Origin of the sequence: Nonomuraea sp. NPDC005983 (genome assembly GCF_040614375.1) — a bacterium.
In the GTDB taxonomy this organism is placed as follows: Bacteria; Actinomycetota; Actinomycetes; order Streptosporangiales; family Streptosporangiaceae; genus Nonomuraea.
In genome coordinates, this window is the sequence record NZ_JBEXUP010000001.1 from 136381 (window position 1) to 151450 (window position 15070).

Annotated in this window: 12 protein-coding genes; 7 read left to right on the forward strand and 5 right to left on the reverse strand. The window is 71.5% G+C overall.

What is annotated here, in order from left to right; translation table 11 throughout:
- Window positions 1-182: 182 nt before the first annotated feature.
- Window positions 183-704 (reverse strand): type II secretion system F family protein, encoded by a 522-nt coding sequence (locus tag ABZ297_RS00660; protein ID WP_355337160.1) that lies wholly within the window; start codon window positions 702-704, stop codon window positions 183-185.
- 31 nt (window positions 705-735) lie between these two features.
- Between ABZ297_RS00660 and ABZ297_RS00665 the strand changes: the two genes are divergently transcribed.
- Window positions 736-912: a hypothetical protein gene (locus ABZ297_RS00665; protein WP_355337162.1), complete on the forward strand. Its 177-nt coding sequence runs from the start codon at window positions 736-738 to the stop codon at window positions 910-912.
- A 279-nt stretch (window positions 913-1191) separates the two neighbouring features.
- Here ABZ297_RS00665 and ABZ297_RS00670 read toward each other — a convergent pair whose 3' ends face one another.
- The 3 genes from ABZ297_RS00670 to ssd all read right to left on the reverse strand — a co-directional run bounded on the left by ABZ297_RS00670 (window position 1192) and on the right by ssd (window position 4365).
- A complete protein-coding gene (locus tag ABZ297_RS00670) occupies window positions 1192-1902 on the reverse strand; it encodes a type II secretion system F family protein (RefSeq protein WP_355337164.1) in 711 nt (236 codons plus the stop codon).
- Window positions 1899-3059 (reverse strand): TadA family conjugal transfer-associated ATPase, encoded by a 1161-nt coding sequence (locus ABZ297_RS00675; RefSeq protein ID WP_355337166.1) that lies wholly within the window; start codon window positions 3057-3059, stop codon window positions 1899-1901. The genes ABZ297_RS00670 and ABZ297_RS00675 overlap by 4 nt, the downstream gene beginning before the upstream one ends.
- 208 nt (window positions 3060-3267) lie before the next feature.
- Window positions 3268-4365, reverse strand: a complete 1098-nt coding sequence (ssd, locus tag ABZ297_RS00680) for a septum site-determining protein Ssd (RefSeq protein ID WP_355337168.1) — start codon at window positions 4363-4365, stop codon at window positions 3268-3270.
- 417 nt (window positions 4366-4782) lie between these two features.
- Between ssd and ABZ297_RS00685 the strand changes: the two genes are divergently transcribed.
- The gene (locus ABZ297_RS00685; protein ID WP_355337170.1) at window positions 4783-6249 is read left to right on the forward strand and encodes a hypothetical protein; all 1467 of its coding nucleotides are present in this window, start codon (window positions 4783-4785) and stop codon (window positions 6247-6249) included.
- A 19-nt stretch (window positions 6250-6268) separates the two neighbouring features.
- Here the strand turns inward: ABZ297_RS00685 and ABZ297_RS00690 are convergent, their stop codons facing one another.
- On the reverse strand, window positions 6269-8515 hold the full coding sequence (locus ABZ297_RS00690) for a DEAD/DEAH box helicase (protein ID WP_355337172.1): 2247 nt from the start codon (window positions 8513-8515) through the stop codon (window positions 6269-6271).
- Window positions 8516-8807: 292 nt separating this feature from the next.
- Here ABZ297_RS00690 and ABZ297_RS00695 point away from each other — a divergent pair, with 292 nt between their 5' ends.
- The 5 genes from ABZ297_RS00695 to ABZ297_RS00715 all read left to right on the forward strand — a co-directional run bounded on the left by ABZ297_RS00695 (window position 8808) and on the right by ABZ297_RS00715 (window position 15045).
- Entirely contained in the window at window positions 8808-9158 is a 351-nt protein-coding gene (locus ABZ297_RS00695) for an STAS domain-containing protein (protein ID WP_020542579.1), read from the forward strand.
- A 2-nt stretch (window positions 9159-9160) separates the two neighbouring features.
- Window positions 9161-9586, forward strand: coding sequence for an ATP-binding protein (locus ABZ297_RS00700; protein WP_355337174.1), 426 nt, complete (start codon window positions 9161-9163; stop codon window positions 9584-9586).
- Between the two features lie 365 nt (window positions 9587-9951).
- The gene (locus ABZ297_RS00705) at window positions 9952-12267 is read left to right on the forward strand and encodes a sodium-translocating pyrophosphatase (protein WP_355337176.1); all 2316 of its coding nucleotides are present in this window, start codon (window positions 9952-9954) and stop codon (window positions 12265-12267) included.
- 224 nt (window positions 12268-12491) lie between these two features.
- Window positions 12492-12959 carry a histidine phosphatase family protein gene (locus ABZ297_RS00710; protein WP_355337178.1) on the forward strand — a complete coding sequence of 156 codons (468 nt, stop codon included), beginning with the start codon at window positions 12492-12494 and terminating at the stop codon, window positions 12957-12959.
- Between the two features lie 16 nt (window positions 12960-12975).
- On the forward strand, window positions 12976-15045 hold the full coding sequence (locus tag ABZ297_RS00715; protein WP_355337180.1) for an FUSC family protein: 2070 nt from the start codon (window positions 12976-12978) through the stop codon (window positions 15043-15045).
- Window positions 15046-15070: the final 25 nt, after the last annotated feature.

Below are 15070 nucleotides of genomic sequence, written 5' to 3' on the forward strand. Positions count from 1 at the left end.
CCGGCGTTGGGTCCAAGAGTTGCTCAGCCGGCCATCTGGGCATCGAGCCGAACGAGGTTCTGTGGATAAGGGGAAGCCCTCGTAGGAGCGCTGTGGATAGGCGTGTGGAAGCGACGCTGTGCAGGGTGGAGAGGGCGCTGAGTGAGGCGCGGGGGCTTGTGGTCGCTCTTGCGGATGGGCGGCTACGGCAGGGTGATGGTCGAGGCCAGGCCTGCGACTACGGGGACGATGCCGAGCAGGACGAATGCCGGAAGGAAGCACAGGCCCAGTGGTGCCACCGCTTTGACGCCGACGCTTCTGGCTGAGGCGATCGAGGCTGCTCTGGCGGACTCCCGGGCGTCGTCGGCCAGACGGGACAGCACGTCCGCGACGGGAGCGCCTGTCTGGGCCGCTCTGCTCATCGCTCGCGACAGCTGACCCGTCGCCGGATTCCTCGCGAGGAAGGCCCACGTGGGTTCGGGGTCGGCGCCGAGGCGTAGTTGGGCGCTCACCCACGACAGGCGTTCGCCGAGTGGACCGCCGATCGCTGTCGCGGCGATGTCGGTGGCCGAGCTGACGGGCCTTCCGGCGATCAGGCAGGCGGCCATGAGGTCGGCTGCGAACGGCAGGTCGGCGGCGATCTGTTCGCGGTCTCGGGAGATGGCAGGGTCCTCTCGTCTGTGCAGGACCACGCCGACGAGGACGGCGACGGTGACGCCGGCCACGAGTCCGGTGCCGCCCCCGACCAGGAGGCCGATGACGAGCCCTGTGCAGGCGGAGGTGGCGATTGTGCGGCGGTCGAGTCGTCGCCGTGGCGCGCCGGACGTGGTGAGCCAGCTCGGCGTCGTGTGGCGGTCGGGCGAGCTGGAATTGCCCGGGTGGACCAGGGGCGCGGTTCCGGGGCGGGTCGGCGGGTGCGGCGATCTGGGATGAGCGGGTGGAGCTCCAGGGTGACTTGGCGAGCCGGAGCGTGGTTGCGGGCCGATCCAGCTTCGGATGGATGGCTCTTGGGCATCCGAAGGAGGGGCGGCGCCGGTGGGCCTGAGACGTGACAGGCGTTCCGCGGGGGTGGCCGGAGATATCCACAGCCAGGTGGCTAGGGCGGTCGCGAAGGCGCACAGAAATCCGAACATCGTGGGGATCTCCCTGGCTGTGGGGACTGGGGTTTGTTTGTGGCGGTTGGGCTGGAGTGATGGGGGGGTGGCCTGATGGTCAGGAGCCCTCGGCGCGTTGGGCCATCTTGTGTGTCCACCAGAGGCCGCAGGCGTCCAGGGTGATGCCGGCCACGAGGCAGCCGAGGCCCGGGAGGGTGCCGAACAGGAAGCCCACGGGGTGCATGCCCAGGGCTCCGGCCATGAGGAGGCCGAGGGCCGGTAGGGCGGCCAGCATTCTGGCTGTGGTGCGGGGGCCCGCCAGTTGAGCTGCTACGTCCTGGCGGTGGGTCTGGGTGGTGCGGAGCGTGCCGGCCACCCGTTCCACCAGCGCGGACAGGCCGGCCCCTACCGTCACGCTGACTTCCCAGCAGGCCGCCAGGCGGCGCAGGCCTTCGCCACCTTGTGGAGGTGCCAGGGCGAGGAGGGCCGCTGACACGTCGCCGCCGTCTCGTGCCGCCGCGATGAGCGGACGGAGTGCCTCGGAGGTGGGGAAGTCCACGGCTGCCACTGCCCTGGCCACGGCCTCTCCAGGGGTGCGGCCGGCGGTCAGTTCTGCCGACAGTGCTTGGCAGAGCTCTATCGACGCCCGGCGCCATGCGTCGGCGAGGCGGGTGCGGCTCGGACGGACCAGCAGCCGTCGCATCGACCGCCAGTCGAAGGTCTTCTCGGGGGAGAGGAGCCTCATCAGGCGCGTGGTCGCGAGGTCGGGCCCTGTCCACAGCCACGCTGCCAGGGCTGTGGAAAACATGGCCAGCAGTGCTGCCGTCATGATGACGTCCTCTTCGCCAGGAGTTCGTAGCCGGGGCCGATAGCCGAGCGGCCTGCCTGGTCGAAGGTGAGAGCGGGGACGGTTTGGACGTACCCCTGCGCGGTTCTGGAGAACAGCGAGACCTCCGAGATGCGCCGACGGCCGTCGACGCGGTCGCGTGTGAGGTGGATGACCGCGTCCAGGGCGGCGGCGAGCTGGCTGTGGACGGCGTCCCTGCTCAGCCCCGCCGCGCAGCCCAGCGCCTCGAGCCTGGGCGGCACGTCGGCCGCCGTGTTCGCGTGCAAGGTGCCGCAGCCGCCCTCGTGGCCGGTGTTGAGGGCGGCCAGCAGGTCCACCACCTCGGCTCCTCGGACCTCGCCGACCACCACGCGGTCGGGACGCATCCGCAGCGCCTGCCGGACCAGGTCGCGCAGCCCCACGCCGCCCGCGCCCTCCAGGTTGGCGGGTCTCGACTCCAGGCGGACCACGTGCGGGTGGAGCGGGCGGAGCTCGGCTGAGTCCTCCACCAGGAGGAGGCGCTCCCCGGGGTCGGCGAGGGACAGCAATGCGGCGAGGACGGTCGTCTTGCCAGTGCCTGTGCCGCCGGTCACCAGGAACGCCAGCCTGGCCGTCACCATCGCCGTCAGCAGCGGGACCGCTGGAGGCAGGATCGTGCCCGCCGCCACCAGGTCGGTCAGGGTGAAGGTGCGGCGTGGCGGGAGCCGGAGCGACACGCAGGTGCCGCCTGAGGCGATCGGCGGCAGGACGGCGTGCAGGCGTACGCCTCCCGCGAGCCGGGCGTCCACGTACGGTGAGGCGTCGTCGAGACGTCTCCCGGCACTGGCCGCCAGGCGTTGGGCCAGTTTGCGTACCGCCGTTTCGTCGGGGAAGGTCACCGGCGCGCGTCGAAGCCCGCGGCCGTCGTCGATCCAGACTTCGCGGGGGCCGTTGACGAGGACGTCCGTGACGTCGGGCCGCGCCAGCAGCGGCTCCAGCGGGCCTGCTCCGATCAGGTCCGCGCAGAGGGCTCGGGCGACCGCGAGGATCTCGGCGTCGCCGTACACCGATCGTTCGGCGCGTAGCGCGACGGCCACCTGCGCGGCGCTGGGCTCCACGCCGGCCCGCGCCAGGCGCACCCGTACCGCCTCCACCAGCTCGGGGGACACTGGCGCGTTCATGGGGCCGCCTGGGGAAGCCGGATGCGTGTCGCGTCGGCGAGCCGAGGTGATGGCCCTGCGGGCGTGGGCCATGGGAAGGCGTTTGCTGTGGGCCTCGTGGGGGCGGGCGCTGGTGCGGGGTTGGTGGTGCTCATGGTGAATTCCTCTCTGGCGGGTGGTCGGCGGTGAAGCACGAAGGCTCACGGGTGCCCGTGGGACTGCCCCTCGTTCAGGGGGGAGGACAAGAGCGGAGTAGGGATGCGCAGAGGGTGCCGAGGGCGGTGCGGGGGCCGAGCTTGGGGAGTTCGCCGCGGTTGAGCGTGGCTGTGAGACGTGGTTGGTCGGGGAGGAGGCCTGCCGGGGGGATGCCGAGCGCGGAGGCGGCCACGTCCGACTGGAGGACTCCGGGGCGCAGGACGGCGCGGACGTCGGACGTGTGGTGGTTCAGCTCCGTCAGAACCTGGGAGGCGGCCAGCACGCCGCGGACGTCTGCCGTCGCCACCAGGAGGGTCGTGCTCGACCTGCTCAGGGCCTCTGCCGCGGCGGCGTCGAGGTGACGTGGCAGGTCGACCACCACCAGGTCGAAGCCGCGGTGGCCTGCCTCCAGGACCGAGCGCATCGCCTGGGCGGGTATGGGGCGCACCTCGCCGCGATGGAACGAGAGCACCGACAGTTCGCCGAAGGACGGCAGGGCGCGGTGGAGGGCCGTGGAGCTGACCCGGCCTTCGCGGGCCACGAGGTCTCGCCAGCGCGCTCCCGGGGCCTCCTCGTGGCCGAGCAGCGCGTCGATGCCGCCGCCCAGCGGGTCGGCGTCGACCAGCAGCGTGCGGAGGCCGTCGCCGGACGCGCGTAGGGCCAGGCACGCAGACAGGACGCTCGCGCCCGCCCCGCCCCGCCCGCCGACGACGCTGATGATCGCGCCGGAGCGCGGCTCCGGCTCCATCGCGTCGGCGAACTCCTCCACCAGGCGGCGCTCGCCGCCTGGCAGGTCGACCACGGCCTGCGCGCCCACGGCGACGCAGCGCCGCCAGGTGTCGGGCTCCGGGGTGCGGGTCACCAGCAGCACCCGGTCTCGCGCGGGTGGCGAGAAGGTGGCCACCTCGTCGGCCAGGTCGCCGCCGACCACCACCATGGGGGCGAGGTTCCACAACGGGCGGGCGTGGGCGGGGGTGTGGGCCACGTCGAGGTGGGCCCCGGCCGCCGCGGCGATGCGGACGAGGTCGTCGAGCAGTTCGTGGTCGTCGGTGATGACCAGCGGCCGGTTCATCCGGGTGCCTCCCTTGGCTTGGGGGAGGGCCAGCCTGATCCGTGTGGGCGTGCTTGCCACGTGCCGAATCAGATTCTGTGGATGGAGCTCCGCCCCGGCTCTCAGCCTGTGGACGGAGCACATGTGCTGATGGCCAGGCAGGGGGATGGCGGTCGAGCGGTACGCGAGACGGCTCGCAGGGTGGGACGGGGGATGAGCGCTACGCCGCTGGGGTTGACGGGGAAGGGGTTGCTTGGCCCGCAAAATGGGTCAAAATGCAAATCTCGCCAATAAGTGAACCCTGTGCCCTATGAGGCAATGTCGCGATCGAATCACGACTTCTTAGACGGAGTGTCCAAGAGTTAGATATCTCACATAAGGTCGCGCTTACCCTCGCTCCATGCCGTCCGCGACAGAGTTCTTGGGCCGCCGAGAAGGAGTCGCCAAGGCCCGGGGCGTAACGCACTTCCGGTTATCACCGCGATGGAGGGAAGCGCCGTGACGGTGATTGGCAGAGTGGTGGCCGCGACGGCGATCGTGGCGACGTCCGTCGCGCTCGCCGGGCCCGCGTGGGCGGCGGACACCTCCGGACAGATCACCTCCCCCTCCGACGGCGAGGTCGTATCCACCGGGTCCGTGCAGATCTCCGCGCGTACCGGGATCGTGCAACTCGACATGGGCCTGTACGTGGAGGGCCCCTCGACCGCGAAGCAGAAGATCGCCGGAGGCGGCGCCAACCAGACGCTGTCGGGCACGTTCGACGCCGGCAACGCCCCCAACGGGACCTTCACCGTCACCCTCAAGGGCGAGCTCACCAGCTCCACCTACGACACCAGGTCGTTCAAGCTCAGACGTCCCGCCTCGCCGCCGAGCGGCGTGTCGGCGGCGCTGCGGGGCGCGGAGAAGGTCGAGGTGACCTGGAGCAAGGGCGCCGAGCCCGACCTCCAGTCGTACGAGGTGTCCACCAGCCAGTCGGGGATCGTGGGCAGGATGCCGGTCGACAGCGCCTGCTCGGGTTCGTCCTGCAAGGCGGTGCTCGCCGTGCCCGCCAGGGCGGCCGGCCAGCGGGTGGGGTTCACGGTCAAGGCGTTCAGGGGCGACGGCGACGGCGGCTCGATCGAGTCGGGCAGCTCCGGCGCCGTGTACGTGACGGTCCCCGCCCCGCCGACGGCCACGCCGAAGAAGACCCCCGCCGACACCCCGCGGACGCCGAAGAAGGGCGTCGAGACCCTGCCGACGCTCAAGAGGCGGACCCAGCCGACGGTCACGCCCACCCACAAGCGGGAGACCATCACCAAGCTGCCCGCCATGCCCGATACCGATCCGAAGGGCAACCTGCCGATCCCGACCGCAGGCCCCACGACCGACGGCGTATCGCCCGAAGGGGCGAAGGAGCAGGTGACGTCCCAGGCGTCGGCGTCGCCGCTGGGTGACGTGGGACAGTACGGCGTCTACATCGCGGGCGGGCTCCTGTTGCTGCTGCTGGCCGCGCACGCCGGCGCGTGGGCCCGCAGGCGGTCGTTGGCGGCCGCTTCGGGAGGCCCGGCGCCTGTCTCCGCGCCCGCGGCGGCGCAGCGGGGCGACGACAGCGTCCCGCCGACCGCGACGGCGCCGCGCCGTCCCGCGGTGGTCCTGGCGGTCGCCAGGACCCGGCCGAAGGCCGAGCAACCGGAGGCCGGTCCCGAGCGTCCACGCCACCTCGGCCAGGACGCCGGACACGCCCCCAAGGAGCCTGTCCGGATCGCGCTGCCGAGTTCGGCGGTGACCGTGCTGGCCGAGCCGTCCGTCACCCCGCCGGCCGTGCGCATCGAGGACCGCTGGGACGACTATCTCCCGCCCTCCCCCAGGGCGATGGAGGACAGCGGCTTCTGGGAGCGTCCGCTGCCGGGCGAGGCGGAGTTCTGGGCCGCGGACGACGAGGAGAGCGCCGTCGCGGGCCGTCTTCATCGCGGCGGTGACAGCTAGACCTGTCCGAATTGCTGGGTCAGGCGTCGAGAAGGATGTCAAGAAGGCGGATGGCGCCGCGCTTGTCCAAGGGCTCGTTGCCGTTGCCGCACTTCGGTGACTGGATGCACGACGGGCAGCCGCGCTCGCACTCGCAGGACGCGATGGCCTCCCGGGTGGCCGTCAGCCAGTCGGACGCCCTGGCGTAGCCGCGTTCCGCGAAGCCCGCGCCGCCCTCGTGGCCGTCGTACACGAACACGGTGAGCAGGCCCGTGTCGGCGTGCAGCTCGGTGGAGACGCCACCGATGTCCCATCTGTCGCAGGTGGCGAAGAGCGGGAGCAGGCCGATCGAGGCGTGCTCGGCGGCGTGCGCGGCCCCGCCGAGGTCGAAGCCCTCCTCGGCCAGGGCGGCCACCTGGGAGGCCGGCAGGGTCCACCAGACGGCTCGGGTGCGCAGGGTGCGCGGGGGCAGGTCCAGCGGCTCGTCGCCGAGCATCTCGCCCGACTGGACGCGCCGCTTGAGGTACGAGACCACCTGCCGGGTGACCTCGACCTCGCCGAAGTGCAGCCTGCCGGGGCCCAGGTCGTGCGACCTCGACGAGGCGAGGACCGAGATGTCCGTCACGTCCCTGGCGAAGGTCGTGTAATCGGGCTCGGCGTTCGACACCAGGGCGACCCCGGCATCCAGGTCGAGCAGTTCGACCAGGAACGTCTCGCCCTGGTGCAGGTAGACCGCGCCGGTGTGGACGGTGGTGTGCGCGGACGGCTCGTCGACGCTGCCCAGGAGGCGGCCCGTGCCGGACTCGACCACCTGGATCGGCGCGCCCCCGCCGCCCCTGATGTCGGCCAGGTCGGTCGCGCGCTCGCGCCTCGTCCAGAACCAGCCCGCGGGACGTCTGCGCAGCAGCCCGTCGGCCACGAGGGCGTCGAGGACGGTCTCGGCGGTGTCGCCGAACACCGGCAGGTCGGCCTCCGTCAGGGGGATCTCGGCGGCGGCCGCGCACAGGTGGGGGCCGAGGACGTACGGGTTGCCGGGGTCCAGCACGATCGCCTCCACCGGTCGGCCGAACAGGGCCTGGGGGTGGTGGACGAGGTACGTGTCGAGAGGGTCGTCCCTCGCGATGAGGACGGCGAGCGCGTCCTGGCCCTCACGTCCGGCGCGGCCCGCCTGCTGCCAGAGGGAGGCGCGGGTGCCCGGCCAGCCGGCGATGAGGACGGCGTCGAGGCCGGAGACGTCTACACCGAGCTCAAGGGCGTTCGTGGTGGCAAGGCCCATCAGGGCGCCCGACCGCAGGGCCTTCTCCAGGTGGCGGCGGTCTTCCGCCAGATATCCGGCCCGGTAGGCGGCGATCTTCCCGGGGAGGTCGGCGAGCGCGTCGGGCCGCTCCGCGACGGGTTCGGGCGGGGTGGGCGCGGGAACGGCGTGGCGGAGGGAGTGGGCGACGTCGGCGAGCTTGGCGCGGGCGGTGAGCGCGACCGTCTCCGCGCCGCGCCTGCTGCGGACGAACGCGAGGGTGCGGACGTCCGCCAGGACGAGGTCCGCCAGCAGATCGGCCGTCTCGGCCGTGGCGGTGCGGCGGACCGGAGCCCCTCCCTCGCCCCGGAGCTCCGTCAGGGGCGGCTCCCAGAGCGCGATGGTGGTAGCACCCTTGGGGGACGCGTCGGAGGTCACCTCGTCCATCTCAAGGCCCGTCAGGCGCATCGCGAAGGCGCCGGGCTCGCTGGCCGTGGCGGACGCCAGGAGGAACACCGGCTGCGAGCCGTACTTGGCGCAGACCCGGCGCAGGCGGCGCAGGATCTGGGCGACGTGCGAGCCGAACACGCCCCGGTAGCCGTGGCACTCGTCGACCACCACGAGCCGGAGGCGGCGGAAGAAGGACGACCACTGGGAGTGCCGGGGCAGGACGCTCCGATGCAGCATGTCGGGATTTGTCAGTACGTAGTTGGCGTGCTGGCGGACCCAGGCGCGCTCCTCGAACGGCGTGTCACCGTCGAAGGCGGCCGCCCGTACCTGTGTGACGCGCAGCTCGCGCAGCCCCCGGAGCTGGTCGGCGGCCAGGGCCTTGGTCGGCGTGAGATAGAGGACCGTGCCCCCGTCGAGGCAGGACGCGACGGCGGGAGTCAGGTACGCGAGCGACTTGCCCGACGCCGTTCCCGTGGAGATGATCACGTTTCGGCCACGATGCGCCAGGTCGGCGGCTTCGTACTGGTGTGGCCACAATCCCGTGACGCCTCGGTTCGCCAAGCGCGTAACGAGCACTTCCGGCGCCCATTTCGGCCATCCCACTTGACCTGCCTGACGTGCTGGAACATGCTCCACATGAGTGACACGCTCATGACGTGCCGGAACGCCGAGCAAGTGGTCGAGGAGTGGACCTGCTCGGTGTGGGGAGGTAGCGGAAGAAGTCACTGTTTCCAGTCTGGCATCCGTGGGCAAAGTCGCCGGGAATCGTGATTTCGTATAGACACAAGCCAGACGCGTGGTTGAATGCCGCGCGTCAGGGTCGAGCGGTCTGGAGCCAGGCTCCAGACTGCCAGGCCCGCAAGGGTACTTTCGCAGGCGAGGCGCTGGAGGATCTGTGGATCTGAAGTTGGATCACCACAACGAGGACCGACTCACCATCGTCGAGGTCGAGGGTGAGATCGATGTCTACACGGCGCCGAGATTGCGTGAGCTCCTCATCGACCTGGTGAACAAGGGCAACTTCCACCTTCTCGTCAACATGGAGAAGGTCGACTTCCTCGACTCGACGGGTCTTGGCGTCCTGGTCGGGGGGCTCAAGCGAGTTCGGGCGCACGACGGCTCCCTGGAGCTCGTATGCACGCAGGAGCGCATCCTGAAGATCTTCCGGATCACCGGTCTGACCAAGGTCTTCGGGATCTACGCTTCGGTCGACGAGGCCAAGGAAGCTCACGGCAAAGACAAGTAGTCATGGCTACCGTCGAGCTGACGTTCAGCGCGCTCCCCGCGCACGTGCGGACCGCACGGCTGGTCGCCACGGCGATCGCCAGGCGCACCGGCGTGGAGGAGTCGCTCCTGGACGAAGTCCGGCTCGCCGTGGGTGAGGCGTGTTCCCGGGCGGTCGAGGCGCACCGCGTTCACTGCCCGGGCGAGCCCATCCGCATCGAGCTGCGCGACGACTCGGGGCGGTTCGAGGTCACGGTCACCGACCAGGCCCCCAGTGACGAGATCAAACAGGAACAACCGCTCGATCTTGGCATGCTGTCCGACTCGTTCATGTCGGGCTTCGGCATCGCGGTCATCGCGGGCCTGGCGGACGACGTCGAGGTCTTCCCCAGCCCCAAGGGCATGCGCATCCGGATGAGCTGGCCCGCCGCGCCCAACGGGCACGCGTAGTCCTTCCCCCTCCGGCCCGCGGTGGCCGGCCGTGGCCTCCCTGCCACATCCACGCCCGAAACTCCCCGAGTTTCGGGCGTGTCCTTTCCTGAGGTTGTCAGGGCCGTAAACCGATGGATATTTGCCATCTCACTTCCCAAATCGCCTTCCTGGCAGGGGATTACTGAACGGGCGCCTAATTAGCCGCCCTTATAGCCTTCATATCCGCTCAGGTGCTGCGTAGACTCCCGGCACCGGCCAAGGTGATCCGGCGCGACTGCGGACTCAACCGGAAGCGGCACCCACAACCCGGATGGTGCCGCACCCGCCCAGCCGTAGATCGCAGCACCACCCGGGCAGGACGACCGGTCTTGCCGAGGAGAACGATGATCAGGCACGTGCTGGCCGCCGAGCCAGCGTCCAATCTGGCCCTGAGCGGAAACAATCTCACCATCGTGATCGTGGTCGCCGCGGTCGCACTGATCGCCCTTGCCGTCGCCGGCGGCCTGGTGCGCGAAGTGCTGTCCGCCGACCAGGGCACGGAGCGCATGCAGAACATCGCCCGTGCCGTCCAAGAGGGAGCCGCCGCCTACCTGACGAGGCAGTTCCGCACGCTGGCGATCTTCGTCGTCGTGATTCCCTTCCTCTTGCTCCTGCTACCGGGCGAGACCGATGTGCGCATCGGCCGCTCGATCTTCTTCGTGGTCGGGGCGGTCTTCTCCGCGCTGACCGGCTTCATGGGCATGTGGCTGGCCGTGCGCGGAAACGTACGCGTCGCCGCCGCGGCCCGCGACTCCGGCGAGAAGCGGGCCATGCGCATCGCCTTCCGCACGGGCGGTGTGGCCGGGATGTTCACCGTCGGCCTCGGCCTGCTGGGCGCGGCGGTCGTCGTCTTCGTCTACCAGGGTGACGCGCCCGGCGTGCTCGAAGGGTTCGGCTTCGGCGCGGCGCTGCTCGCGATGTTCATGCGAGTCGGCGGCGGCATCTTCACCAAGGCCGCCGACGTCGGCGCCGACCTGGTCGGCAAGGTCGAGCAGGGCATCCCCGAGGACGACCCGCGCAACGCGGCGACCATCGCCGACAACGTGGGCGACAACGTCGGCGACTGCGCCGGCATGGCGGCCGACCTGTTCGAGTCGTACGCGGTGATGCTGGTCGCCAGCCTGATCCTGGGCAAGGTGGCGTTCGGCGAGCAGGGCTTGATCTTCCCGCTGATCGTCCCGATGATCGGCGTGCTCACCGCGATCATCGGCATCTTCGTCACCGGCATGCGCGACCGCGACCGCAGCGGCATGGCCGCCATCAACCGCAGCTTCTTCCTGTCGGCCGGGATCTCCGCGGTCCTGGTCGCGGCGGCGGCGTTCTGGTACCTGCCCAGCAGCTTCTCCGCGCTGACCGGCTCGGTCGTGCAGTCCGACGCCAACCCGCGGCTCATCGCCATCGGCGCGGTGCTCATCGGGCTGGTCCTGGCCAGCGCCATCCAGTTGCTGACCGGCTACTTCACCGAGACGAACAGGCGGCCGGTCCGCGAGATCGGCGAGAGCTCCGCCACCGGCCCGGCGACGGTCATCCTGGCGGGCATCAGCGTCGGCCTGGAGTCGGCCGTCTACTCGGCGCTGATCATCGGCGGCGCGGTCTACGGCGCGTTCCTGCTGGGCTTCGGGAACGTGACGATCGCGCTGTTCGCTGTCGCGCTGGCGGGCACCGGCCTGCTGACCACGGTCGGCGTCATCGTGTCCATGGACACCTTCGGCCCGGTCTCCGACAACGCGCAGGGCATCGCCGAGATGTCCGGTGACGTGGAGGGCGAGGGCGCCCGCGTCCTCACCAGCCTCGACGCGGTCGGCAACACCACCAAGGCGATCACCAAGGGCATCGCGATCGCCACCGCCGTGCTCGCCGCGACCGCGCTGTTCGGCGCGTTCCGCACGGCCGTGGAGACGCAGCTGGCCCAGGCCACCCAGCCGGTCAAGGAGGCGCTGGGCGCCTTCCAGCGGTTCAGCCTCAGCATCGACCAGCCCAACGTGCTGGTCGGACTGATCATCGGCGCGGCGGTCGTGTTCCTGTTCTCCGGCCTGGCGATCATGGCCGTCGGACGGGCCGCGATGCGCGTGGTCTTCGAGGTCCGCGACCAGTTCCGCTCCAAGCCCGGCATCATGGACGGCACGGAGAAGCCGGAGTACGGCCGCGTCGTCGACATCTGCACCCGCGACTCGCTCCGCGAGCTGGCCACGCCCGGCCTGCTGGCGGTCATGACGCCGATCGCGGTCGGCTTCGCACTCGGCTACGCGCCGCTGGGCGCGTTCCTGGCGGGCGCCATCGCCTGCGGCACGCTCATGGCCGTCTTCCTGGCCAACTCGGGCGGCGCCTGGGACAACGCCAAGAAGCTGGTCGAGGACGGTCACCACGGCGGCAAGGGCTCCGAGGCCCACGCGGCCACGGTCATCGGCGACACGGTCGGCGACCCGTTCAAGGACACCGCGGGCCCCGCCATCAACCCGCTCATCAAGGTGATGAACCTGGTGGCGCTGCTGGTGGCCCCCGCCGTCGTCCTCTACGCGGGCAACCCGGCGCTGCGCGTCGGCGTCACGGTCATCGCGGTGGCGGTCGTCGTCGGCGCGATCATCGTCTCCAAGCGCCGCTCCGTCACCACGGAGCCGGCCAGCAACAACAACCGGGAACACCAGCCGGTCGGCAGCTGACACGACCCGGAACGCCCGCCTCTCCCGTGCCGGGGGAGGCGGGCGTTCCGTTGCGCGGGCGAGGTCGGGATGGGGGACCTCCAGGAGGCGGTGGGAGACTGGGCGGATGGACGACAAGCAGCCCAACGGCGGGAAGGCGCTGGCCTTCATCCTGCTCGCGATGGTGGTGATCCTGGCCGTGATCGCCGGGCTGGCGATATGGGCGTCGAGGGGAGCGTGACCCGGTGCCGACGCTGATCGTGCTCAGGCACGCCAAGGCCGCCCACCTGCCGGGCCTGGCCGACCGCGACCGACCGCTGACCGGCAGGGGCGAGCGCGATGCCAGGCGGGCCGGCGACGAGATCAGGGCCATGGGGCTGACGCCCGACGCCGTGCTCTGCTCGCCGTCGGTGCGTACCCGCCGCACCGCGGAGCTCGCCTTCCCCGGGGCCGAGGTCAGCTTCGAGCGCGACATCTACCTGGCCCACCCCGAGGACCTGCTCGAGCTCGTGCAGCGGATCGAGCCGGAGCTGGAGACCGTGGTGCTGTGCGGGCACAACCCGGGCGTGCACGAACTGGCGATGAGCCTGGCCGGGGGCGAGTACGAGTTCAGGCCGGGCTCCTTCGCGGTGATCCGCACCCCGTCGGCCTGGGTAGAGCTGTGGCCAGGGGAGGGAGACCTGGTGAGGCGCTGGGATCCCAAGGAGCACTGACCAGGGGCGAGCGATCATGCGGGGGGCCGCGCGAGCACTGCGCAAGGGCTTCTCGCTGCCCGCGCGGCCGCCGTGGGGGTACGGGCTGCTGTGCGGGTCGGTCATCTCGGCCCCGCTGTTCGTCGGGACACTGGCGGGCTGGCCGAACGCCGGCGCGTTCATCGCGCTCGGCGCCTACCTGGCCGCGTTCGGCGACAACTACGGCAAGCCGTACGCCAGGCGGGCCAGGACTCTGGCCGTCAAGATCGTGCTCATCTCGGTGGGCTGCTGGCTGGGGCTGCTCATCGGGCCGTCCCCGTGGCTGGCCGTGGTGGTGGTCGGGCTACTGGCGGCCGTGGCGGGGAGGTTCCGGCTGGTCGGGACGCCGCCCGTGCTCGCCACCGTTGTGGGCGTCTACCTCGCGGTTCCCGCCGGCCTGCGCCTGCCGGGCGAGATGGCGGCCGGCGGGCTGCTGTACGCGGCGGCGGCGCTGGCCCTGTGGCCGGTACGGCGGCTGGACCCGCTGAAGGACGCGTTCAACGCGGCGACCGACACCCTGGCCGCCCTGCTCGACCGGATCGCGAAGCCCGAGGAGCAGTGGGGGGAGCGCAGGGACCGGGCTTCGAAGGCGCTCGACGCCGCGGGTACGGCCTCGGCGTCGTTCCACAGTGACGAGGACAGCGACCGTTCGGCGGACGCCTACGTCCAGCTCCTCATCCGGATATTTCATGAAACGGTGGCTCTTCGGGGGCTGCGGGCCCAGGCGACCGAGGACCAGGAGCAGATCGACGAGGTCGTGGCGGCGCTGTCGCGGGCGCTGCGCGAGAGCGCCGCAGGCAGCGCCGCGAGCGTCCCGGACGTGCTGGCGGCGACGGCCGCGTTCGCCGAGCGAAGCGCCGGGCTGCGGGCGCTCGGCAGGACCGACCCCGCGTCGCTGCGCAGGATCGCGCTGCTCGGCCAGGTGCGACGCTGTTTCGACCGCATCGCGGTGGCCGTGCGCACGGTCGGCCTGCTCGCCTCCGACGGGGTGCAGGCCCCGGCCAGGCTGCCCCGCCTCACCTGGCCCCCTTCGGCCGGTCGCGAAGAGCCCAGGCATGGCTGGACGCCCCGGACCGGCCGCCAGGAGCCGGAGCACGCGGGACGGCTCGGCCTGGCGGTGGCCGTCGCGATGGCGCTGATGCTCGGCCTGCACGAGCACTACGGCAAGTGGTTCGTCTTCACCGTGCTGCTGGGCCTGCGCTCCACCTACGGCGACACGGTGTACCGGGTGGTGCTGCGGGTGACGGGCACCGTGCTGGGGGCGGTGGTGGCCGCGGTCATCCTCGTGGCGGTGCCGGGGGCGTACATGATCGCGATCACCGTCCTGGTCTTCGCCACGCTCGGCTACGCGCTGCGGGAGGTGAGCTTCGCCTACTGGTCGATCTTCGCGACGCCGCTGGCCATGATGCTCACCGACTACTCCACCAGGCTCGACTGGCAGGCCGCCGGGGTCCGGATCCTGCTGACCATGGGAGGCGGCGTGCTCGCCCTGGTCGCGGCGCGAGTGCTCTGGCCGCACGGCCAGTCGAGCAGGCTGCGCGGGCTGACCGCGGACCTGCTGCGCGAGCACGCCCTGCTCGTGCGCGCGCTGGCCGAGCGGGACCTCGACGGCGTCCCCGACCGCACCGACGCGGCGGGCCAGGCGGCCGAGCGGCTCAGCGGCGCGCTCAACAAGCTGGCGAAGGAGCCGGGCGGCCGGGCGCCGCAGGAGCTGCGCGAGGCGGTGACGCTGGCGAGGAAGCTGCGCGACGACGCGATCCTGGTGGCGGCCGTGCTGCGCGGCTCAGCGGAGGGCTCCGACGCCACCGCGGCGGTGCTCGACGCGGTGGGCGACCGGCTGGCCGCCGTGGCGGAGGCGGTGTGCGACGACAAGCCGCCCCCGCAGCTGGACGCGTTCGAGGCCGGCCTGGCCGAGCTGGCGGGCGAGGTCAGCTCACTGATGGAGGAGGCGGCGGCGGGTGAGTCGTCGGCGGTACGTCGCGAGCTGCGCCACGCGGTCGCCGCGCACCCGGCGCTCAAGTCGCTCTGCACCGACTCCCTCGACCTGGCCAGACTCGTCACGGCCTGAGGTCCCACGCGAGGCCTCCGCGCGA